At 58.1% G+C, this 23,156-nt stretch carries 19 protein-coding genes; 4 read left to right on the top strand and 15 right to left on the bottom strand.

The annotated features are described in order from the left end of the window. Positions 1-803: 803 nt before the first annotated feature. From QNK41_RS14580 to QNK41_RS14520, 13 genes are all read right to left on the bottom strand, one after another. Positions 804-2,219 carry an NADH-quinone oxidoreductase subunit N gene (locus QNK41_RS14580; protein WP_319258172.1) on the bottom strand — a complete coding sequence of 472 codons (1,416 nt, stop codon included), beginning with the start codon at positions 2,217-2,219 and terminating at the stop codon, positions 804-806. Then, on the bottom strand, positions 2,216-3,691 hold the full coding sequence (locus QNK41_RS14575) for an NADH-quinone oxidoreductase subunit M (protein WP_319258170.1): 1,476 nt from the start codon (positions 3,689-3,691) through the stop codon (positions 2,216-2,218). The genes QNK41_RS14580 and QNK41_RS14575 overlap by 4 nt, the downstream gene beginning before the upstream one ends. A gap of 2 nt (positions 3,692-3,693) precedes the next feature. Then, complete coding sequence (locus tag QNK41_RS14570) at positions 3,694-5,598, bottom strand: NADH-quinone oxidoreductase subunit L (RefSeq protein WP_319258169.1); 1,905 nt, start codon at positions 5,596-5,598, stop codon at positions 3,694-3,696. 2 nt (positions 5,599-5,600) lie between these two features. After that, positions 5,601-5,921 (bottom strand): NADH-quinone oxidoreductase subunit NuoK, encoded by a 321-nt coding sequence (gene nuoK / locus QNK41_RS14565; protein WP_319258167.1) that lies wholly within the window; start codon positions 5,919-5,921, stop codon positions 5,601-5,603. Beyond that, on the bottom strand, positions 5,918-6,445 hold the full coding sequence (locus QNK41_RS14560) for an NADH-quinone oxidoreductase subunit J (RefSeq protein ID WP_319258166.1): 528 nt from the start codon (positions 6,443-6,445) through the stop codon (positions 5,918-5,920). The genes nuoK and QNK41_RS14560 overlap by 4 nt, the downstream gene beginning before the upstream one ends. A gap of 61 nt (positions 6,446-6,506) precedes the next feature. Next, the gene (locus QNK41_RS14555) at positions 6,507-6,998 is read right to left on the bottom strand and encodes a DUF3795 domain-containing protein (RefSeq protein ID WP_319258164.1); all 492 of its coding nucleotides are present in this window, start codon (positions 6,996-6,998) and stop codon (positions 6,507-6,509) included. A 54-nt stretch (positions 6,999-7,052) separates the two neighbouring features. Then, a complete protein-coding gene (nuoI, locus tag QNK41_RS14550; RefSeq protein WP_413815157.1) occupies positions 7,053-7,601 on the bottom strand; it encodes an NADH-quinone oxidoreductase subunit NuoI in 549 nt (182 codons plus the stop codon). Between the two features lie 191 nt (positions 7,602-7,792). Then, the gene (gene nuoH / locus QNK41_RS14545) at positions 7,793-8,782 is read right to left on the bottom strand and encodes an NADH-quinone oxidoreductase subunit NuoH (protein WP_319258162.1); all 990 of its coding nucleotides are present in this window, start codon (positions 8,780-8,782) and stop codon (positions 7,793-7,795) included. Between the two features lie 192 nt (positions 8,783-8,974). Next, positions 8,975-11,407 carry an NADH-quinone oxidoreductase subunit NuoG gene (gene nuoG / locus QNK41_RS14540; RefSeq protein ID WP_319258160.1) on the bottom strand — a complete coding sequence of 811 codons (2,433 nt, stop codon included), beginning with the start codon at positions 11,405-11,407 and terminating at the stop codon, positions 8,975-8,977. Positions 11,408-11,765: 358 nt separating this feature from the next. Further along, the gene (locus QNK41_RS14535; protein WP_319258159.1) at positions 11,766-13,043 is read right to left on the bottom strand and encodes an NADH-quinone oxidoreductase subunit F; all 1,278 of its coding nucleotides are present in this window, start codon (positions 13,041-13,043) and stop codon (positions 11,766-11,768) included. Then, positions 13,040-13,516 (bottom strand): NADH-quinone oxidoreductase subunit NuoE, encoded by a 477-nt coding sequence (gene nuoE, locus QNK41_RS14530; RefSeq protein WP_319258157.1) that lies wholly within the window; start codon positions 13,514-13,516, stop codon positions 13,040-13,042. The genes QNK41_RS14535 and nuoE overlap by 4 nt, the downstream gene beginning before the upstream one ends. Before the next feature lie 159 nt (positions 13,517-13,675). Further along, positions 13,676-16,081, bottom strand: coding sequence for an NADH-quinone oxidoreductase subunit B/C/D (locus tag QNK41_RS14525; protein WP_413815158.1), 2,406 nt, complete (start codon positions 16,079-16,081; stop codon positions 13,676-13,678). Beyond that, positions 16,039-16,395: an NADH-quinone oxidoreductase subunit A gene (locus QNK41_RS14520; protein WP_319258155.1), complete on the bottom strand. Its 357-nt coding sequence runs from the start codon at positions 16,393-16,395 to the stop codon at positions 16,039-16,041. Before QNK41_RS14520 ends, QNK41_RS14525 begins: the two co-directional genes overlap by 43 nt. Before the next feature lie 311 nt (positions 16,396-16,706). Here QNK41_RS14520 and QNK41_RS14515 point away from each other — a divergent pair, with 311 nt between their 5' ends. Both QNK41_RS14515 and QNK41_RS14510 read left to right on the top strand, forming a co-directional pair. Continuing rightward, entirely contained in the window at positions 16,707-17,969 is a 1,263-nt protein-coding gene (locus QNK41_RS14515; protein ID WP_319258153.1) for a sigma-54 interaction domain-containing protein, read from the top strand. Positions 17,970-18,240: 271 nt separating this feature from the next. Next, positions 18,241-18,564: a hypothetical protein gene (locus QNK41_RS14510; protein ID WP_319258151.1), complete on the top strand. Its 324-nt coding sequence runs from the start codon at positions 18,241-18,243 to the stop codon at positions 18,562-18,564. 199 nt (positions 18,565-18,763) lie between these two features. Here the strand turns inward: QNK41_RS14510 and QNK41_RS14505 are convergent, their stop codons facing one another. Together QNK41_RS14505 and QNK41_RS14500 are read right to left on the bottom strand one after the other, a co-directional pair. Continuing rightward, positions 18,764-19,558 carry a hypothetical protein gene (locus tag QNK41_RS14505; protein ID WP_319258150.1) on the bottom strand — a complete coding sequence of 265 codons (795 nt, stop codon included), beginning with the start codon at positions 19,556-19,558 and terminating at the stop codon, positions 18,764-18,766. 41 nt (positions 19,559-19,599) lie between these two features. Then, a complete protein-coding gene (locus tag QNK41_RS14500) occupies positions 19,600-20,289 on the bottom strand; it encodes a GntR family transcriptional regulator (RefSeq protein WP_319258149.1) in 690 nt (229 codons plus the stop codon). Between the two features lie 306 nt (positions 20,290-20,595). Between QNK41_RS14500 and QNK41_RS14495 the strand changes: the two genes are divergently transcribed. Together QNK41_RS14495 and QNK41_RS14490 are read left to right on the top strand one after the other, a co-directional pair. Further along, positions 20,596-22,050, top strand: coding sequence for a trimethylamine methyltransferase family protein (locus QNK41_RS14495; RefSeq protein ID WP_319258147.1), 1,455 nt, complete (start codon positions 20,596-20,598; stop codon positions 22,048-22,050). A 330-nt stretch (positions 22,051-22,380) separates the two neighbouring features. After that, positions 22,381-23,156 (top strand): aminotransferase class I/II-fold pyridoxal phosphate-dependent enzyme (locus QNK41_RS14490; protein WP_319258145.1); only part of this gene is annotated, 776 nt, incomplete at its 3' end.

Below are 23,156 nucleotides of genomic sequence, written 5' to 3'. Positions count from 1 at the left end.
AGGCACTCCCACATCGTGAGACCCGGGCGTCCTTATTACGACAAAAGATCCGATTAGCGCCTCTTCATCCGATTCGAAATACAAGCCTGTGCTGCTGTAGTTGCGCACGGTGACGATGCGGTCATCGTTTTGATTCAGATGAGCGCATGTCATGCTAACATCTTTGACACACCGCTGCTGCATTCGCCTGTCTGCGGTCTCATGCTTCATCATTGAGTTCCTGAAATCCTATTGTTTATTGATCCGATTGAACAGGCACCAGCATCTATCATGATCCATACAGATTTCGTGATCATCCAAACGCTGGATAATGGCGGCACACCAACCCCCCGTCAGCGCTAACAACAACAGGAGATATAGCGCGGCGTGCAACAGCATGGATCGACGTAGCACCCACATGGATCGACGTAGTAGCAACAGCTGCTGTCACGATCCGTGGTGACTGATTTTTCCGGGTCGCTTTTTTCAATTTCTTTGGTCTCTTCGCTCATTTTACACCTCCGTGGTTTAGCACTTCATCGAATCCTGTCCGAAGCCGAGCTTCGGAACCAACCCTTTGCATGATAACATTACAATTGTCGTGCCGAAGGCATACAAGAGATTATCTTGTTGAAATTGAATGAAATCCGAAGGCGTTGGTTTGATGCAAAGGCTCAAAATTTTGATTAAATCAAATTTTGGATGTGATTCATCAAACTATTGAGTCAGGGTTCTTTAAATCTGTTTGTTTTTGCACGGGAGAGAATGAAAATGGAAATGAGATGCGCCGGGTGGCCGTAACTTCCCGAAAACAGGAGGTGGGACTATGGTAATCTCAAAACCGCAGCCTGCACCAGATCCAGCAGGGGGGTGGGGTAAAACCCAATGCCCACAATCAGGACGATCATAGCAACGGCCACCAGACGGGCGGGTATGGTCAGGTTGATCGCCGGAAGCGACTGGGCGGGTTCATCCAGGTATGCGGCCTTGAGGACCAACAGGTAATAATACAAGGAGACCACCACGTTTGCCATGGCGATCAGCACCAGCACCAGATAGCCCTTTTGCATGGCGGCCACGAAAATCATCAGTTTGCCAACAAACCCGACGGTGGGCGGGATGCCGGCCAGGCTGAACAGGGCCATCATCAATGCCAGGGCCAGCAGCGGTGAGCGCCGGTGTAGCCCGGCCAGTTCATCGATTTGCAGGTTTCGACCATCGTCGGCCACGCGGATCATGACCATAAAGCAGGTGTATTTCATGATCAGCACCGCCGCGCCATAGAACATGGCGGCGGCATAGCCGGCAGGGGTCATGCAAAGCATGCCCAGCAGCAGGTAGCCGGCATGGGCGACGCTGGAAAAGGCCATCAGGCGCTTGAAATCCCGTTGGGCAATGGCCGCCAGGTTGCCCACGGTCATGGAGATCACGGCCATGGCGATCAGCCCTCTGGCCAGCAGGTCGCTGTTGCCCTGGGCCATGGCGATCATGCGCAGCAAAATGGCCACGGCAGCGACCTTGGACACCGCGGCAATAAAGGCCGCCACCTGGTTGGGTGCGCCTTGGTAGGCTTCCGGTGCCCAGAAATGGAAGGGAAAGACGGCCAGCTTGAAGAAGAACCCGGCCAGGGTCAAAAGCAGTCCGGTTACGACTACGGGTTGGCCCATCATCGCGGGCAGCCGCTGGACCAGTATATCGATGTGCACCGCACCGGTAACCCCGTAGATCAGGGCCAGGCCAAACAGCATAATGGCCGATGCGCTGGCTCCCACCAGAAAATAGCGCAGTCCCGAAATCATCCCCCAGCGATGCTCCCGACGCATGAAAACCAGGATGTAGAGTGAATAGCTGGACAGTTCCAGGGCCAGAACGATCGCCAGCAGGTGGACCGCAGAGGCCAGCATCATCATGGACAGCGTGCAGACGGCCAGCAGAAAATAAGCCTCGCCATGGTGCGAGGGGGCCACCCCCTGAAAGTCGTCGCACAGGACGACGACCAGGAAAAAACCGATAGCGAGCAGGGCCTTGAAGACCTGGGAGAAAAGATCCACCCGGTAGACGTGGTTGAACAGGTCGCCGCTCATCGTCGCACAGGCAATGGCGGCCGCCACGGTGAAAGCCGCCATGGTCACGGCAAGCTGGTAATCCCTGCGCGGGTCCGGCTTCAGGCAGGCAATTATTAAAAACAGCGCCGCCGCCAGCAGCAGGATCAATTCGGGAGTGAGCAGTATCCAGTTCATCGCAATCCAATCAAATGCATCGTGGCCGTATGGATCATATCAAACAGCAGGCCCGGAAAGAGACCGAACAGCACGATCACCGACACCAAAATGACGCGGGGCACGGCCAGCGCGGCCGTGATGTCCTTCAGGTCGGCAAATTTCTCCAGCGGCGGACCATAGCAGGTTTTCTGGACCACACGCAGCATGAAGAGGGCGCTTACCGCCAGCGCCCCGATGGCCAACGCGCCGGCTACCGGGTATACCCGCACACAGGACATGAACACCACTAGTTCACCCCAGAAGCTGGCCAGGCAGGGAACGCCGATTCCGGTCAGCGCGGCAATAATGAAAAAGCTGGTCGCCCGTGGCATGATGCGGCTCAGCCCGCCCAGTTCGGCGATGGCTTTGGTGTGGGTCCTGTCGTAGATATAGCCGACCGACGAGAAGAAGAGCGCCGTCATGATGCCATGGGCGAACATCTGGAACACCGCCCCGTTGATGCCGTCGACCGTCATGGTGGACAGCCCCAGCCCGACGATGCCCATGTGTGCCACGCTGGAATAGCCGATCACGTATTTGAGGTCGGTCTGATTCAAACCGACGAAGGTGCCGTAGACAATGCCGCATGTGGCCAACACGGCCATGAGCGGCGCCCAGTACTGCCATCCTTCCGGGCACAGGAACATGCCCACCCGCAGGATGCCGAAGGCGCCGATCTTCATCAACACGCCGGCGTGGATCATGGACACCGCCGTGGGTGCCGCCACATGCCCCACCGGCGACCAGGTGTGAAAGGGAAAGACGCCGGCCAGGATGCCGAAGCCGATGTAGAGCAGGAAAAATGCGATGCGCTGCTGTGCCGGGGTAAACCGGTCGCCCTCCATCAGGGCCAGCAGGTCGAAGGTCATGGCGCCCGAGTGAACCACCAGGTAGACGATGGCCGGCAGAATCAGCGCGCTGCCAGCCAATAGATAGAGGGTCAGCTTCATGGCCCCGTATTCTTTGCGGGTGCTTCCCCAGATGGCGATGAGTAGATACATGGGAAACAGGGAGACATCGAACCAGACGAAAATGAAAAACAGGTCCAGGCTCATGAACAGGCCGAAGACACCGGTCACGAGCAGGAAAATGAGGGCGAAGAACTCCTTGACCCGCAGTTCCATCTCCCAACAGGTTAGCACGGCGGTAAAAAAGACGATACCGGTCAACAGCAGCATGGGCAGGGCGAAGCCGTCCACCCCGTTGTAATAGGCGATGCCCAGCGCGGGAATCCAGGCTACCCGCTCAACGAACTGAAAACCGCCCGACTGCTGGTCATAGGCGATGAACAGATAGATCGAGATCACCAGGGTGAGGCCGCTGAACACGGCGCCGACGATTTTAATGGCCCGCGCATGCCTTGCGGGAATGGCTAAAATCGCCAGCAGGCCTGCAACACAGCAGAGCAGCAGCGCAGTCAAAAATGGGAAATTAGCCAGCTGGTATGCCATGATCAACCGCCCCATCCAATGAAAAGAATCAAACTGATCACTGCCGCGACCATGATCATCAGCCGGTATTGGATCATGCCGCTGTGCACCCAGTCGATTACCCGCCCCAGCCCGATGGTCGATCGGCCCAGCCCGTCCAGGGCGCCGTCAATCACACGCCGGTCGTTGGCGGTAAACAGTCGCGATATGCCCCGGTAAACCAACGTGTCCAATAGATAGCGGTAGAGCCGATCCAGGTACCAGCGTTGCCCGAACAGGTCGGCCAGCAACGGGATGCGTTCCACCCAGCCGATTTGCCGGGCTTTTTTGCGACCGAATTCGAGCCAGGCCTGGCCGATGGCCACCGCGGCCAGCATGCATGCGGCCACCGGCAGCCAGCTGTGGTGGGCCGGCATTGCAGCGTTGACCCCTGTGCCGGCACGTGCAAGAAAATCGTGCAGCGGCGTCTGGAAAAAACCCAGGACGACGGTGACACCTGCCAGGCACCACAGTACCGCGGCCATGGATCGTTCGCCCCCGGCGCTGTGATGGCCGTCGTGGCTTTTGGTTGACGGGGCGTCGTCCGCATCACGGGGAAACAATATAATGAAAATCAGGCGAAACGAGTAATAGGTGGTCAGAAACGCGCCCACCGCCGCGGCCAGAAAGGCGACGGGGTGCCCGCTGTCCAGCAGGTGGCTCAGAATGAGCTCCTTGCTGAAAAATCCGGAAAGCGGTGGCAGGCCGGAAAGCGCCCCCGCTCCAACGATCGTGCAGACCAGCGCCGACTTGAGCCGGCGCCCGCCCTGCCGGCCGATCTCGAACATATCGTTGGTACCGCAGTGATGAATGAACACACCGGCGCATAAAAACAACAGCGCCTTGAATCCGGCATGGGTAATCAGGTGAAACGTGCCTGCAAACAGGCTGCCGGCGCCCAGTCCCATGAGCATGAAACCCAGTTGGCTGATGGTGGAATAGGCCCAGACCTGTTTGATGTCCCGGGCGACCATGGCCATGGTGGACGCCAGCAGCATGCTGATCGTGCCGATGGCCAGGCACACCGCCATGGCTGTCGGCGAGAGTGAGAAAAAGCCGAACAGCCGCGAAAACAGGTAGACGCCGGCGGCCACCATGGTGGCCGAATGCAGCAGGGCGCTCACCGGTGTGGGGCCCTCCATGGCGTCGGGCAGCCAGGTGAGCAGCGGAAACTGGGCGCTCTTGCCGACGATGCCGCCGAAGATCAAAAGGGCGGTCAGCGTGATCATGCCTGGCGACAGCTTCGCCCCCACCGCTGCAGGGTCGGTCAGCACCGGAATATCCAGGGTGCCCAGTTGCAGCCAGAGCAGCACCAGCCCCAGCAGAAAGGCCACATCGCCGGTTCGCGTCATCACAAATGCTTTTTTCCCGGCTTCGCTGGCGCTGAACTTGTCGAACCAGAACCCGATGAGCAGGTAGGAAGCCAGCCCCACCAGCTCCCAGAAAATGTAAATTTGCAGCAGCGAGCTGGAGACGGTAAGGGTCAGCATGGCCCAGGCGAAGAGGGACATGCAGCCGTAATAGCGACCGAATCCCGGATCCCCGGCCATGTACCCCAGCGAGTAGATCTGTACCAGAAAGCTGATTGCGGCCACCACGGCGAGCATCAGCAGGCTCAGCGGATCCAGCAGGATGCCGATGGGAATTGTCATCTGCCCGGAAACCATCCAGACCGCCTGGAAAACCAGCGGTGCCTGAATCTGCCAGTGCTGCACCAGCAGGTAGACGGCCGCCAGCAGGGACAGGCCGGCGGCCGCGATGGAGATGGCTGCCGAGAGCCGGTGGCGGGACCGGGTGGCCAGCATGATCACACCGAAGGCCAGCAGGGGCAGCAGCAGGGCGGCGGCGGTGACGATCAGGCTGATGGGAAGCGGGGTTGCCGGTACCATGGCTATCGTTGTCCTCCTTTTTCCCACAACGCTGCATTCATGTCCGGATCGACCGAATCCGTACGTCGGTAAACCACGAGGATGGCGGCCAGACCGATGGACACCTCGGTGGCGGCAACCGCCAGGATAAAAATGACGATGGCCTGACCTTCCATCTGCTGCCAGTGCAGGGATGCGCCCACAAAGCCCACCGCGGCGGCATTGAGCATGATTTCGATTCCCAGCAGCATCATGATCAGGTTTCGTCGGGCCAGGGTGCAGAACATCCCCAGGCTGAACAGGAGCCCCGAGAGCAGCAGAATGTGGTTCAGCGGAACGATCACGGCGCCTCCTTTCGGGTGTCTGCCGACGGTCCGCGAACCCTGCGGCCCAGGATATAGGCACCGACCAGGGCCACCAGTAGCAGCATGGAGGCGATTTCCACGGCCAGCCAGTGGGTTTGAAACAGGTAAACGCCAAAGGCCATCGGCGATGCCTGGGCCGCCGGCATGGGGGCCCATCCCGACGAGTTCCGGCCGATCATTACCGAACTGACCACCAGAAAACCCGCGCTGATCAAGATGGCCGGCAGCAGCTGTCCGACGGGAAAGAACATGCCCGGCAGCTTTTTCAGCCGGATCATCATGATCAAAAACAGAAACAGCACCATGATCGCACCGGCGTAGATGATGATTTCCAGCGCCGCCAGAAAGGGCGCGCCCAGCAGGTAAAAGAGCATGGCCGTGCCGAAAAACGACAGCACCAGATACAGCACCGCATGGACCAGGTTGCGCCGGGTAACGGCCATGGCCGTGGCGGCGACGATCAGCAGGGCGATGGCGTAAAATAAAAGGGTCAGGATGGACATGGTTGAATGCCCTGTTTGACAAGTTGGGTTACATTTGACTGGTTAGCATATCGACCGGACACTAGTCCAGATCCAGCTTCACTTTGCACCGATTGCATTTTACCACGCCCCGGAAAACGGTGTTGCCGCATTCAGGGCAGACATAGCGGGCCTCCTCATTTTGAACCCACTTTTCAGTACCGACTTTTCGTCTATAGGGAACCGCCCGCAAAATGACCTTCTTTCCAACTGTCATCGGAAAATTTTCAATGTGCCGACAGGGGAACGCGTCGCACTGATGACACCCGGCATATCCTTTTTTTTGGGTGCAGTCCCTGATTTCACACTGCCTGCAATGCATGAACCGGTCGTCGGACAGGCACCCCCCGCATCGAATATCTTCGGCTGAAAGGTTGTCTCCGTTCGGAAGCCTGCCCTTGCCATCAACGCCTCCCCTGTAAAGCCCCGCCAGTCGCTCCTGAAATTTTTGATTCTTATCACGATGGGCGATATGAATGGCACATACACCGCAGTAAAGCCCACACGGTGAAAGAAAATCCGGATTGATTGTCATCGGCCTATCTCCCTGGAAGAAGATTCAATTTTTTCGGAGTCGTCAATTATGTTGTCAGGGCAAGTTGCTCTTGACATTGACCGGCGGCGCCTCACTGGCATGCTCGCCTTTGCCGCGTTTTTCGGTGGTCACGCCGGCATGTTCGTAATAATTGTAGGAGGGGTCCTTGCCGCAGCCGTCCACCAGCAGATCCTTTTTTTCAAACACCATTGTTAGGATGTCGCGCTGGACGTTCTCGAAATCCGGCGTGAGTTGGATGGCTGAGGTCGGGCAGGCCTCTTCGCACAGGCCGCAGTAGATGCAGCGGCCGAAATTGATGCGGAACCAGCGAGCGTAGCGCCGCCCGTCGGGCTGTTCGGCACTCTGCATGCTGATGCAGCTCACCGGGCAGACAGCCGAGCAGAGGTAGCAGGCCACACAGCGCTCGCGACCGTCGGGGTCACGGGTCAGTACGATGCGCGCCCGCGAGCGTTCGGGCAGTTCCCGTTTGAATTCCGGGTAGGACTCGGTGATCGGTTTGCGCGCAAGGTGTTTGGCCGTGGTGGCGAACCCCTCCACCAGGGCTTTGAGGGCCGACAACCCCGAACTTTCAGCAGGTTTCAAGGGTTTTTCGTCAGTTATTTTTTTATCTTCGCTCATATCACCTTTTTCGGTGTCGATTCAGAAATGGTAGATTGTGGTTCGGATCAAGGCCGCAGGGTTTTTGCAACCGCAGGCGTAGCAGCGCTACGTTGAGGATTACAAAAACACGAGAACGCAGAGCCGGGCCGCAAGATGCCATTTATTGCCCGGCACTACCCGGCAAATTGAATAAATGCCCCCGTCACCACAATATTGATCAACGATGCCGGAATCAGCACTTTCCAGCCCAGGGCCATGAGCTGATCGTAGCGCAGCCGCGGCAGCGTGCCGCGGATCCAGATCATGATCACGGCCACGATCAAAATCTTCAACATCAACCAGACCACCGGCGGCAGCAGCGGCCCGTGCCAGCCGCCCAGGAAAAAGACCGCCGTCAGCGCCCCCAGCACCTGAATGTGGACATATTCTCCCAGAAAAAACAGGCCGAAGCGCATCCCGCTGTACTCGGTGTGAAATCCGGCCCCCAATTCGTTTTCCGCTTCGGGCAGGTCGAAGGGAATGCGCTTGCTCTCGGCCATTGCACTGATCACGAAAATGGCGAACGAGACTGGTTGGAGCACAATGAAGGGAAGGCCGGCTTGGGCATCCACGATGGCCGTGAGGCTCAACGACCCGGCCAGCATCACCACCGGCACCAGCGAGAGTCCAAGGGCCAGCTCATAGCTGATCATCTGCGCCGCACCGCGGATGCCCCCCAGCAGGGCGAACTTAGAGTTGGAGGCCCAGCCGCCTAAAGCCACGCCGTAGACCCCCAGCGACGACAGGGCAAACACGAAAAGCAGCCCGACATTTAAGTCCGTGATCACCATGGGAACGGAGTGGCCAAACACCTGCATGTCCGGCCCCAGGGGCACCACGGCAAACATCAGCAACGCCGTAACGGCGACCACAGCCGGTGCCAGGCGGAAGATGAACCCGTCTGCCGCCGAGGGCACGATGTCTTCCTTGGTGAGCAGCTTGATGGCATCGGCGATGGGCTGGAGCAGACCGAAAATGCCGGCCCGGTTGGGTCCGAGGCGGATCTGCAGCCGGGCCAGCAGCTTGCGCTCCAGCCACACCAGGTAGCTGGCCGCCAGAAGCAGCCCTCCCAACATGACGGCGATCTTGATTAACAGTATGATGAGGCCGAGCAAATAGTCCATACGATATCCGTTATCCAAACACGATTCGATTGCCTTGTGTCAGGCTTTACGACAGCCTTAAACAAATGCCCCTCACCCTGTCCCTCTCCCCAAAGGGGCGAGGGGACGCATATCACATCTTTGGTTCAGCTAAGGAACAGGGTCTCCATACACATCAAATTTTCCCCTCAAGGGGAGAGGATGATTGTTTTGCTATGCGCTTTCAGCCTTCAGCTGCGAGCGTTCCAATATCACACGCGTTTCACCGAAAATTTGCCATTCCAGTAGATGGTGCCTGGGAATCACCATCACACCTGGCGCCATGCGCGCATCGGCCTGCACGGGTACCTTCAGCCGATTTGCGTTCATCGTTACCGTGACGGGCCTGCCTTCTTCCAGACCTAGCCTGGAGATGGTGTCCGGATGTAGGCGCGCCGCGGGTGCTTCTTCCACCTTGTTCAGTGCCGGTGCCATGGCCGACAGCGTTTCGGTGCCGAAGGTCCAGTCGACCAGCAGCAGGATGATGGCATCGGCGGGAGCATCCTCATCCGCCGGCAGGGTCGGCACCCCGGACTCGACGCGGGCAGGGGATATTGCATGCAGGTCGATGCGCTGTCCCGCTGCTTCGGCCGGTGCAGGATTCACGGCGGGATGAAAATCGACCAGGGCGGTTTTCAACAGCTGCATTTGATTTTCGACGGATTCCTCTGATAGGGCCGCTACGGCCTGCCAGGCGGCGATCGGTTCACTGCCGGGGATGCGCGTGTCGAACACGCGCGGTGGATGATCCAGAGTGCCGGTGACCTCGATGGGCTCGCCGCCGGCCATCACGGCCGATGACGCTTGCAATCTCCCCTCCTGATTGATCCAATGGCCGCCGGATTCGTAGAGCGGCTGCGTCGGTATGAAATGATCCGCCGTATGGTTCAGCGGGGAGTCCACAAAATCGAGTAACACCAGGTGATCCAGCCGTTTCAATGCGGCCTGCAGGCGTTTCCGGTCCGGGAAATCACGCCATAGATCCTGCTCAACCGCCACCAGCAAACGAACGCTGCCGTCTTCGATTCTGTCGACAACCGCTTCGGTAGAAACCGATGCGTCATGGGTCAGGGCGGCGGCGAATGTGTTGGCACTATTCAGAGTAAAAAACAGCCCGGCCACCTTATGGGTCCGGCACAGTGCCTGGGCCAGATCGGCAGCCAGATCGATTTCCCGCGGCGTCAGAATGTCGGTGCCGCAGATGACCACCGGTCGTGGGCTGGCATTGAGGCGCCGGGCCAGGGTTCTTACATCGAATGCTGTCGATATCGCCGGCGCTGACGCCCCGCCGCCTCCAATCTCCTGAATCAATGCCTGCACGATGGCGCCTACGGACGAGGGATGAACGGCCCAGTGATCGAAATCGAAAGGCAGCCGCACCCCCCGCGGATCGATCACGGTCACATGGCCCCCGTGCCGCTGCACCTGGCGCAGTGAAAGGGCCAGCATGGGGGCTTCGTTGAGCGGATCCGCACCGATGACCAGCACGTCATGGGCCTTGGTGTCGGCAGCCAGGGAGACGGCCAGTTCCGGCCTGAGACGGTCGACGGCGGTTTTCTGGTTCAAGGCTTGCCGGGCGGTGCCCGCTACTGCCAGACCGGTCCATCCATGCCGACCGCAGGCCTGTTTGGCCACGGCCAGGGTTTCCAGGCTGCTGCGTGGCGAAGCCACGACCGCCACACTGACGGGGCCATATCGCTCCACCGTCTGTTCGATGGCTTCCCGTGCACCGGCAAGGATATCGGCGGTTGCCCCAATGGTTCCGGCGGCCATGGCCTGCCGAGGTCGGTTGACGGCGCTGGCGTAGGCGTATCCGTAGCGGCCTCGATCGCAGATAAAATGACCGTTGACCTTACCATTGAACCGGGCCTCGTGGCGCATGACCTGACGGTAGCGGGCCGAAGCCGTCAGGTTGCAGCCTAAGGAACAGTGAATGCACAGAGAGGGTTGACGTTGATAGTCCCAGCGCCGCCCGACGTAGCGTGAGGGCCTGTCGGTATAAACGCCTGTTGGGCAGATGTCGATCAGGTTGCCGGCAAAGGGGCTCTCCAATACCCCTGGGGCGCTGCGGCCGAAGTAGACCCTGCTGCCGATGCCCATCACGCCCAAATCCCTGTATCCCGTGAATTCCTGGTAGTACCGCGAGCAGCGATAGCACTGGATGCAGCGGTTCATTTCATGCTGGACCAGCGGTCCGAGGTCCTGGTTGTTGTGGGTGCGTTTGAGGCCTCGGTAGCGGCGAAGGCCATGGCCGCCGGCGACGGTCAGGTCCTGCAGCAGGCAGTGTCCGCCTTCGTCACACACCGGACAGTCGTGGGGGTGGTGGAGCATGAGCCATTCGATGACGTGCCGCCTGAAATCCACGGCTTCGGCATCGGTGGTGGAAACCACCATGCCGTCCTGGGCGTCGATCATGCAGCTCATCTGAACGCCTTTGACCGGCCCCTCCGTAAAGGCCACGGCGCAGACCCGGCAGGCCCCCACCGATCCTAAGGCCGGGTGATAGCAAAAACGCGGGATCATGATGCCCAGCCGTTCGGCCGCCTCGATCACCTTGGTGCCGGCGGGGACATCAATCTCCCGATTGTCGATGATAAGCTTGGGCATAATATTCAACCTGGCGGCTTCATAAAAAGCCCGATATCTGCGTTACGCTTCATCCCTCGTCACTGCAGCGTACGATCAGTACGCCTCATTCCTCGGGACTCGCAAGCCTTGATCTCGGCCTTTTTACAAAACCTTCTAAACGGTTGTTTGGCGTTCGATGTTCTCTCATGACTCGACCAAAAAGGTCGTCGATTCATTCGGATGTTGTCAAAACTATTTTCCTACATTTGCAGTGGAAAGGCCAGCTTGTGGTTCAGGGCAAGGCCGCAGCATTTTTACAACCGCAGGCGTAGCAGGGCTACGTCGAGGATTGTGAAAATGGGAGAACGCCGCCCTGGGCCGCAAGATGCCCTTTGCTTCATTTCTTGAACGGGCATCCCTTACCCTCTATATGCGCCATCACCTCGTCCTCAAAGTATACCAGCAGGCTTTCGATGGAAGCCACCCCGCCCGGAGCAAAGGCACAATATGATTTCCACAGGTGTCGGCACATGGTCTTCATCATGGGAATGAAATCCGCCCCCCCCTGCCCGTTTTCGATTCGCCACAACAGGTCCCGCAGGTAGGGAAATCCCTCCCGACAGGGGGTGCACCAGCCGCAGGACTCCCGGGCGAAAAACTCGGTCAGGTTCAAGGTTGCGGCCACCATGCAGTTGTGGTGGTCGAACACCATGACGGCCCCGGTTCCCAAGCGGTTGCCTACCTTTTTCAGGGACTCGAAATCCATCGCGATATGGTAGTGGTCCGGGGTCAAGTATCCGGTGGAGGCCCCGCCCGGCAGGCAGGCTTTGAACGTGGCCCCGTCCTTCATGCCACCGCAGCAAGTCTCGATGATTTCCGAGAGTTTGATGCCCAGGGGCAATTCGTAGCAACCGGGTTTGTTCACTTTGCCCGATATGCAGAAGAGTTTGGTGCCGGCGGCCTCCGGCGACAAGGCCAGATCCTTGAACCACTGCGCCCCGTTTCTAACGATATGGGGAATGCAGGCCAGGGTCTCCACGTTGTTCACCAGGGTGGGCTTGCCCCACAGCCCTTTGTCTGTGGCATAGGGCGGCGGTTGCTTGGGGTTGGGCCGGATGCCCTGCAGGGCGTTGATCTGGGCGGTCACCTCACCGCAGATGTAGCGGCCGCCGCTGCGGTGGACGACAATCTCGAAGTCGTAATCGCTATCGAGGATACGCTCCCCCAGCCATCCCTCCCGACGAGCGATGTCGATTTCTCGCTCCAGGATTCTGGCCGCGCTTTCATATTCAGGCCGGATAAAGATGATGCCGTGGGATGCCTTGATCGAATAGGCCGCAAGAGTCATTCCCTCGATGAGCATGTGCGGCTCGGCATGTAGAAACACGCGATCCTTAAACGTGCCCGGCTCCATCTCATCGGCGTTGCACACCATATAGCGCGGAAATGGGGCGTCTTCGGCCACGGTCTGCACTTTGATGCCGGCCGGGAACCCGGCGCCGCCGCGTCCCAGCAAGAGGGCATCTGACAGGCGGGTTTTGACTTCCTGCCGGTCCATTTCGGTCAAGACCTGTCGCAGGGCCTCATATCCACCTGCCTCCCGGTACTCCGCCAGGGTCGTGATGCGGTCCGGTTTGCGGTGTTTGAGCAGCACCTGTGGATAGGTTGCGGTCAAGAATGATTCTCCCGAAGTGTGTCGATCAGCCGATCGAGGGATTCGATGGTCAGCGGGCCATGCACCTTGCGGTCGATCAAAATGGCCGGGGCCCGGTCGCAGTAGCCGATGCAGCATACCGGCAACAGGGTGAACAGCCCGTCGGCCGTGGTTTCACCCATGCGGATACCCAACTGGCCGCACAGGTGCGCCACCAGGTTCTCACCGTTTTCCATCCAGCAGATCAGGCTGTCGCACACGTGAATGACGTGCTTTCCCACCGGCTCGCGGTAGATGAACGTATAGAAGGTGGCCAGTTCATCCAGTTCCAGCGGCGACATGCCCAGCAGGTCGGCCGCCTGCGTCAGCGCCTCGTCGGAAAAGTAGCCGAAATGGTCCTGCAGGGCATTGATTACGTCGATGGCCATCTCTCGCGGATGGGCCACCCGGCCGATTTGTGCGGTGAGTTCGCTTTTTAATTTTTCCGGAAGCATATACGCGATAAACCCTTAAAAAAACCAATTTCAGACGGTGCCGTAAAACGTTCGAGATCAAGGCTTGCGAATTCCGAAGAGCGAGGCGTACTTACGGTACGCCGCAGCGATGAGGCGTTCGCGTAACGCCGATATCGAACGTTTTACGGCACTGTCCTTTTAACGGTCGATATCTGGTAGTATGTAGTCCACCGACCCGATAATGGTGATCAGATCGGAGAGCGACCAACCTTTGGCCATCAGCGGCAGGGCCTGCACATTGGCGAAACCCGGCGCCCGGATGCGCATACGGTAGGCATAGCCGAGCCCGTCGCTGACCACAAAATAACCCTGTTCGCCGCGGGGGATCTCGCAGGCGACATAGGCCTGGCCCCTGGGAATTTTGGGCCCCCGGGTCACATTGATAAAATGGTGGATCAGGGTTTCGATATCCGTGAGCATATCCTTGCGCGATGGGACTACATAGCGGTAGTCGTCGGTGACGGTGCGTCCCGGCGGCATCTGTTCGGCAGCCTGGCGGATGATGCGCAGGCTCTGGCGCATCTCTTCGATGCGCACCAGGTAGCGGGCAAAGCAATCGCCGCCCTCGGCCGTGGGAATGTCGAAATCGAACTGGTCGTAGCCGCTGTAGGGGAATGCCTTTCGCAGGTCCCAGGCCAGGCCGCAGGCACGCAGGTTGGGGCCGCTGACCCCCCAGGTCACGGCGTCTTCCAGGCTGATGGCGCCCACGCCCAGGGTCCGTGCCCGAAAAATGGGATTGTGCGTGATCAGGGCTTCGTATTCATCCATGCGCCGGTCGAAGATGCTTGTAAAGGCGTCCACGGCGGCTTTCCAGCCCTCGGGCAGATCGGCGGCCACACCGCCGATGCGGAACCAGGAGGGGTGCAGCCGGCCGCCGGTGATCAGCTCGACGATGTCCAGGATCATTTCACGTTCCCGGAAGGTATAAAACGTCGGGGTCATGGCGCCTACGTCATGGGCATATGTGCCCAGCCAGACCAGATGGTTGCTCAGGCGAAACAGCTCGCTGAGCAGCACGCGGATGCACTGGGCACGAGAGGGTACGTCGATGCCGGTCAGCTTCTCCACGGCCATCACATAGGGCAGGTTGTTGGCCGCCCCGGCCAGATAGTCCACCCGGTCGGTGTAGGGGATGAACTGGTGCCAGGTCTGCCGCTCCCCGATCTTTTCCACCGACCGATGGTGGTAGCCGATCTCGATATCCATGTCGGTGATGGTTTCCCCGTCCAGGCCAAGTATGTAGCGGATCAATCCGTGGGTGCTCACATGGTGGGGGCCCACGTTAACGATAAGGTCCTGCCGCCCCTCGCGGCCTTTGAAAAAGAGGCCGCCGTCGCGTGGCTGCAGCCGGCGGGCATCGCTTTGCGTGTAAGGATCCATTTCTGTGGACCGGCCGGGGTGGGACTTGCGCAGCGGGTGGCCCTGCCAGTGGTCCGGCATCAGGATCCGTCTCAGGTCGGGGTGCCCGTCAAAGCCGATACCGAACATGTCGTAGACTTCGCGCTCGTACCAGGCGGCGGACGGCCAGATACCGGTGACGCTGGGGACGGAGGGGGATTCGCCGGCCAGGTTCACGGTCAAGCGCAGCCGGGTGGGCGGGTCAAAGGCCAGCAGATGGTAAACCACGGTATAATCGTGCCCCGGTTCGCGGTTGCGACGGGCCGATTCGTCGATGGCGGTCAGGTCATCCAGCCTCCGGAATCGCGGTACCGCATCATTCTTCAAATAGGCCAGCACCTCCCGGATGGCTGTGGGGCTGACCGCAAAGGTGGCCATGTCACTGGTGGGCGATACGGCGCGAACGGCGTCGCCAAAGCGCTGGCGCAGTCTTTCGGCAAGCTGCCGGTCCGTTTCGGTGGTAGGTTGCTCGGCCGGCGGCGGGGTCCACATCCCGTCGCTACGGTTGCCGGTAAAATCCGGCGGGATCACCGAGGTGCCCCGAATGGCAGTGCCGGTCATTCCCGGGCCGCGCGGATCGCGGCTTTTGGTAACGCCGTCCACCAGCACCGGCTGCTGCGTGCCCTGCGTGCCGCCGGCAAGATGAAAGATCGGGCGGGCCGGTTTTTCCTGGACGATCTTCTCCTGCAGCTTGACCAGCCCGGCCAACACCGCCTCGGGCCGCGGTGGGCACCCGGGGATGTAAAGGTCCACCGGCAGGATTTGATTGACGCCCTGGACCACGCTGTAGGCGTCATACATACCGCCGGTGTTGGAGCACGATCCCATGGAGATCACCCACTTGGGTTCGGCCATCTGCTCATAGAGCCGCAGGACTACCGGGGCGATTTTTTTAAAAATGGTTCCGGACGTAATCAGCAGGTCGGCCTGACGGGGCGAGGGCCGCAGGACTTCGGCGCCGAAACGGGCCATGTCATAGCGGGCGGTGAAGACGGTGGCCTCTTCCACGAAGCAGCAGGAGAGGCCGAAAAACATGGGCCACAGGCTGTACTTGCGGGCCCAGTTGACCACCACGTCCACACTGGCCAGGGCGATATCGGAATTCAATCGCGATGCGGACCCCACTCGAGGCCTCCTTTCACCCAGATGTAGACCAGACCGGCAATCAGTACGGCAATAAAAAATTCGATCTGGAACCAGCCTGCCCAGCCCAGCGAACGGCTGGCCACCGCCCAGGAGAAGATGTAGGCCCCCTCCACGTCGAAAATCAAAAAGAAGATGGCCACCATGAAAAAAGGCACCGGATAGCGCAGTCTCGCCTGACCGGTGGGGATGATGCCGCTTTCGTAAACGCGCAGTTTTTCATCGTTGGGTAACCGTTGTCCCAGCCAGCGGGAGAGAAAGAGAAGGGCAATCGTAAGCGCGATGACGACGACGGCATACAGAGTCAGGGTGAACATACCAGGCTGCCATGGTGATAAGAGGGCGTTGGCGTCGATCGGCTGCACGTTTCACCTTTTCTCTTCAAGGGTTGGACGAACGGGGACCATCAAATTGTGGAGAGCCAACAACTAAGAATTATTTAGGCGCTTTTGAAAGCGAATAATAAGTCGGCCGCCCGGGAATTGTCAAGGAAGACCCTGCGCATTGTTTTTTTTTAATCCTGTAGTAGCTTACCCTTGTTTGCCCATTTGTCCCGTGTCGATCGGTGGGTTCAACAGCCCATGGGTCTGGACGGCCTGCATCGATCAAAACCATCCTGGAGCACCGCATGGTTGCATCGCCCATCAATCAGCCGGAAGATCTTCACCTTTTAAAGGAGAAGTGCAGGAATCTGGAAAGCCAGTGTGCCGTCTACATCCGTTCCCTGGAGGCGGCCAACCACAACCTGGCATCTGAAATCACCAGACGCAAAAAGGCGGAAGAGGCGATCCAGAACGCACACGATGAGCTGGAAAAACTGGTTGCCGAGCGAACCAAAGAGATCCGGCTGTTGAAGGATCGGCTGCAGGCTGAAAATGTTTTTCTCAAACAGGAACTTGCCGCGTCCCACGCATACGGCACCATCATCGGCGACAGTCATCCGATAAAAACCGTCATCTCGCAGATTGAACTGGTGGCTCCCACCGATGCCAATGTTTTGATTCACGGTGAGTCCGGTACCGGCAAGGAGCTGGTCGCCCGTGAAATTCACAAGCACAGCAGCCGAAAAGAAAAGCCCCTGATCAAGGTGAACTGTGCGACCATTCCCAAAGAGCTCTATGAGAGCGAATTTTTCGGCCACGTCAAAGGATCCTTCACCGGTGCGGTAAAAGATCGGATCGGTCGGTTCGAGGCTGCCGACGGCGGGACCATTTTTCTGGACGAGGTGGGTGAAATCCCTTTTGATCTGCAAAGCAAGCTGCTGCGCATTCTACAGGAAGGTGAATACGAGCGCCTCGGAGAGGACAAAACCAGGAAGGTGGATGTCAGGATTATCGCCGCAACCAATAAAGACCTTCAAACGGAGGTCACGGCCAAACGATTCCGAGACGATTTGTTCTATCGGCTGAATGTTTTTCCCATTCAGATCGCCCCCCTGAAAGATCGTAAAACCGATATTCAACCATTGGCCACCCACTTTGCCAAGAAGCTTTCCAGAGAGCTGAATGTTCCATGCCCCCGTTTGACCAAAGCCAACCTGATCGATCTGCAATCCTACCATTGGCCAGGCAATGTCAGGGAGCTTGAAAATGCCATTGAGCGGGCGATGATTCTTGCCCGATCTAATGATCTGAATTTCAGTCTTATCAAAGCGGGAGTTCAATTCAGTGAGAGCCTGCCGGCGGTCAGCATGCCGGATGGCGATTTGCACGGACAGGTGATGACTGACGCGGAATTAAAACAATTCGAGCGTCAAAACACGATTAGCGCATTGATCCACTGCCAATGGAAAATATACGGAAAAGCGGGCGCCGCACAATTGTTGGCGATCAAACCGACGACGCTGATCGAGCGAATGAAGCGAATGCATATCCACAAACCACCCAAGTAGCCTTGCAGAAGCACTGCACCCTCTCCGGCTAAGGCACACCAACCTTTTCGCATCAAAATTTTGATATTCATTCTCAAATAGTTGATTTTCTCAAATTATTGATCTTTCGTGAAGTGCCGGATTTCACGCCCTACATCGTTAATTCATTGGTTTGTCAACGCTTTGGATAGTTGGCCTGATTCTTGTTGAAATTATTGGCTGCGGTTGACGCATTGTTCAGCTTTCGTTTCTTTTCGCTAACCAACCGCATGAGACCGCGAAGAGGTGTGATATGAAATTCAACAACCTGGAAATCAATATCCTCTATTTCATGTGCAATCCGCTCAATGGGCAATTTCAGGACGGAACGATCCGCCAAGACGGTATTTTCGAAGAATTCTCCGACATTCCAACGCGCAGCATCACCTCTGCGATCGATTCTATGGAAACTGACGGGTTGATCACGATCGATCGGTCGCGAATATCGATTACGGAAAGTGGAATCAAACGGCTTCAGTCCTCTATTGTCTGTCATATAAACAAATTCGACAGTTGCGGGTGTGGCCGCGCCATCGGGCGGCAGCGACCGGGACAATATACTGGGCTCAATCCCTAAGAAGAAAAAACCGATGGCACGGTTAAGAAGGATGGAACCCGCTCAACGGTAGTGGCTTCCGACACAGACGTTCAGTTTTATACCATGAGCGACGGCGGCCAAAACGCTACAGATCCCTGTTGTGAAACCTAAGTGATTAACCGATGATCCATCCTCTTGGCTGCGTCATGAGTTCGGATGGGCCGCTTGCCCGGCAGGTTCAGCGATCTGACCGTTTTTTCCGGGTGGCGCGTTTCACCGGATCGGTGAAAGAGCAGGGCACGATGGCGGCGCACTTGCCGCAGACATCGGCCAGTCCGTGGCGCTCGTGCAGGCGGGCATTTTCCAAAAGCCGATCGTAGCAGGCGTGACGGCCAAACAGATCCGCTTCGAGGGCCTTGGCCGGGCAGCGCTTTTCGCATTTACGGCAGGAACCGTCGAACTTGAACAGGCAGCGCTCCCGTTCGGTTCGTGGCGTGGGCTCAATGGCCGCATCGGTGACCACGCTTCCCAGTCGTCCGCAGCATCCCTTTTCCGTAATGAGCATGTGGTGGTGCCCGAAACTGCCGATGCCGGCAATATAGGCCACATGCTTGTGCGACCAGTCACTCATCAGCTGTTCTTCGTCAAAATTGTGCGTGGCCGGCAGGCGGGTGCCCCGGAATCCCCCATGCTCCAGAAGCCGGTTGACCCGTTCATTGATTCCGGCGATCAGGCGGTTGGTCTCGATATAGGCGACGGCCCAGGACTCGGAACTGAACGAGCCCCGATGATTGGATCGGGGGATCGCCGGATCGAAGGGAAGAAAATAGGCGATCACCGTACATGCGCCGGGTAAAAGATCCCCGGGCAATCGATGGGACGGGCGGACGACTGTTTTCAGCTCGCCGAATAGCGGATCCCCGGCGTCGGCAAACCCCACCAGCGGCGTTTTCCAGGCGGATGCCATATCTGACTGTTGATTTGTTTGTTCAACCATCGTTTCAATGGTTTCGACAATTTGTTGTCGCATCATCACTCTCTTCGGACCGGCTGCGCAGTCATGCATAAGGATGATTATCTGTTTCCCATATCTCCCCCCGCCCCCACATGCCAGTACGCCGCCTCTTCCTGCATGATTCGATCCATGATGGCCCGCCGGCTTTCGCCCACCTCGTCCAGGATTGCCTTTCGGGCGCCAGAGACGTCATGGGCCTGCAGCCGATCGATCAGTCGGGCGTGGATCTCTTCGAGACTTTTTCCCGCGTGGCGGATCACCATGAAGCGGGCCAGCCTGTCGTGTATACCCCGCAGGGCCAGGGCCAACTCCTGGTTGCCGGATGCCTGGGCCAGCAGGTAGTGGAACCGCCTGTTTTCATCGGTGTAGCGGGTGTAAGCCTGGTCGTCGTCTCCGGTGTAACCGGCGTGAACCTTTTTGAGTGCCGCCAGCTGGGCATCCGTGATGGTCTCGGCGGCCCGTTCCACGGCGGCTGTCTCAAGAATCTCCCGCAGTTCCAGCATGTCCCGCAGCGCTTTCAATGTGATCTGGGTGATAAAATATCCGGAGCGGGGCTTGATGGTGATCAGCCCTTCCTGGTTGAGCATCTGCAGCGCATCGCGCACCGGGGTCACGCTGGTGCCGAACCGGGCCTTGAGGTCGTCGACGGCCATCCGTTCGCCGGGTTTGCGGTGCCCCAGAATGATTTCACTTCTCAGGGTGGCGTAAATCTGGTTTTTGGATGTGCGCACGTTGGTTTTTTGAGGCATCGGGGGCTCCATGGTTTAGCGATTGCGTGTGATTTTCGATATGAACCTGTTTCAAAAATAAGGATCAGGGTTCAGGGCAAGGCATGCAACGGCGAAAAAGCGCAGCATACAGTTAGTATGTGAGCATGTTGAGCCGTTTCATAACGCTGCCATGGGCACTTAGACTATTTTTGAGATCAGGTTCAGGGTCCTTTTTAATATCAGTAACCGGCATATGTGCAACAATAAAATTGACTTTTAGGTTTCCACAAAATAGTAATTGATATAACTTAAATTAAAATTGATATATCAAAAAAGAGGTGACACATGATACCAACCCATGAAAACCGGTTGACCAGCGCCCGCTATTCCCGCATGGGCCATCAGGAATGCGATCGCATCCACATCGGAACGCTCGAGATTCTCGAACGCACCGGTGTGGATGTCCACGACGAAAAAGCCCGGGAGATTCTGGTGGCCGGCGGCGCTTCGGCCGACGGCATCCGCATCCGCATCCCCGAAACCATGGTGACCCGGGCGCTGGCCTCGGCGCCGCGCCGCCTTACCCTGTACGACCGCCAAAAAAACCCTGCCATCCGGGCCTGGGGATATAATACCTACTATGGCGGCGGTTCGGACTGCCTGACCGTGTTGGACCATCATACGGGCAAACGCCGGGGGCCGGTTCTCGAGGATGTCGTGGCCGCCGCCACGGTGATGGACGCACTTCCCGAAATCGATTTTGTGATGTCCCTGTTCCTGCCCAAGGACGTGGACCAGCGCATCTACGACCGCTACCAGATGGAAGTGATGCTCAACCACACCACCAAGCCCATTGTGTTCGTCTCGCCGGATTTCGAGGGCTGTGTGGCTGCCGTTGAGATGTGCGAAGCCGTGGCCGGGGGCCCGGATGCCTTCCGGCGTTTTCCCTTTGCCACCTGCTACATCAACGTGACATCCGGATTGGTGGCCAACCAGGAGGCCCTGCAAAAGTGCATCTATCTGGCCGAAAAAGGGCTGCCTCAATTGTGGATCCCCTTGAATGCCGGCGGCGTCAACTCACCGGCCACGATTGCCGGATGTATGGCCTCCATGAACGCCGGCATCCTCTTAGGGGTGGTGATCTCGCAACTGGTCCGCGACGGTTCGCCCATTGCCGTCCCGGGCTGGAACGGCGGCCCCTATAACCTGAAAACCATGGTGGGCAACTACGTGCTGGCAGACGAGCAGGGTGTGCCCACCAGCATGGGCAAACACTACGACCTTCCCGTTTTTGGTTTGGGCGGCTCCACCGATGCCAAGATGCTGGACCACCAGGCCGGCATGGAATGCACCATTAGCCTGATGACCGCCCTGCTCCACGGCGCCAACATCGTCCACGATGTCGGTTTCATGGACTCGGGCCTTCAGGGCTCGCTTCAGCTTCAGGTGATGGCCAACGAGACGATTGGATTTTTGCGCGCCGCCACCCGGGGCGTCGTGGTGGATGACGAAACCCTGGCCCTGGATGCCATCGACGAGGTGGGGCCCACGGGCAGCTTTCTGCAGCATCCCCATACCATGCGCCACTACAAGGAGCCGTTCTACTCCAAGCTTTTCGACAAGGGGCCTTACTCCCTGTGGGAAAAGAACGGCCGGTTGACTCTTGAAGACAAGGCTTCCAGGGAAGTGGATCGGATCCTGGAAACGCATACCGTCAATTCTTTGCCCGAAGATGTCCAGAAAAAGATCAAAGCCATCGTGAAACGGGAACAGGATTGGATTGATGGGAAAAAGAAGTGATTTTTTGTACGTTCAATTTCAGAGTTAAATTCTAAAAATATATATCTTAGTTGCTTAAGTGTTAAGTGTTCAGGGTTAAGTATTCAGGGTTAAGTGTTCAGTGTTCAGTGTTCAGGGTTCAGGGTTCAGGGTTCAGGAGTCAGGGTTCAGGGTTCAGGGTTCAGGAGTCAGGAGCCCGAATAAGGAGGTTGCCTTCGGCTGCGTTATATTTAAAATACGCAGGAGCGAGGCGACAACAACGCCATTCTAAATTCTGACTCCTGGCTCCTGGATTCTTGTTACTATCTCAACCCATTTTGGCAATGTGATGTCCCAACAGGAGGATAGCCCATGTCCGACGACAAGCATTTTTTTCTCAGGGAGTCCTGGATCTACGACAAAAAGGTGTCCCGAAAAATCCGCGAGGACGCGGCAGATGGTTTCGACACCCGCTGCCTGCATGCCGGATTCAACCCCATGCAGAACCAGAATGACTTCAGGTCATTCGTGCCGCCATTGGTGCAGTCCATCACCTTCCCCTACGAGACGTTCGACAAAATTCCCTGTCCGGTGTACGGCCGCACCCGGACGCCCACCAACACGGTGCTGGAGGAGCGTCTTGCCTCTCTTGAAGGGGGCGAGGCCTGCCTGACGGCTGCTTCCGGGTCCCAGGCCCTGTTCAACCTGATCTTCACGATCGCCCGTCCCGGCGACAATGTGGTCACCTCTCTGAATGTCTTCGGCGAGGGATACAAGCAGGCGGTGACGATTTTTCCGGAACGATGCCACGTTCAATTCAGATTCGTTGAGGATCCGGCCGATGCGGCCAGCTGGGACCGTCAGATCGACGAAAAAACCCGGTTGGTGTGGGTGGAGACCCCCAGCAACCCCTGCCTGTTCGTTACCGACATTCAGGCCGTGGCCGACGTGGCCCACGCCAAGGGGGTGCCGCTGATGGTCGACAACACTACGGCCACCGCCGCGCTTCAGCGGCCCATGGATATGGGGGCGGATATGGTGATGCTCTCCATCTCCAAATTCATGGCCGGCAACGCCACCATTCTCGGCGGTGCCCTGGTGGGGCCGGAACCGCTGGTGGAGGACATTCGCTGGAACACCACCGAGTT

It is taken from the genome of Desulfosarcina sp., from assembly GCF_033791525.1.
Lineage (GTDB): Bacteria > Desulfobacterota > Desulfobacteria > Desulfobacterales > Desulfosarcinaceae > Desulfosarcina.
This window is presented reverse-complemented; position numbering and strand designations above follow the sequence as displayed.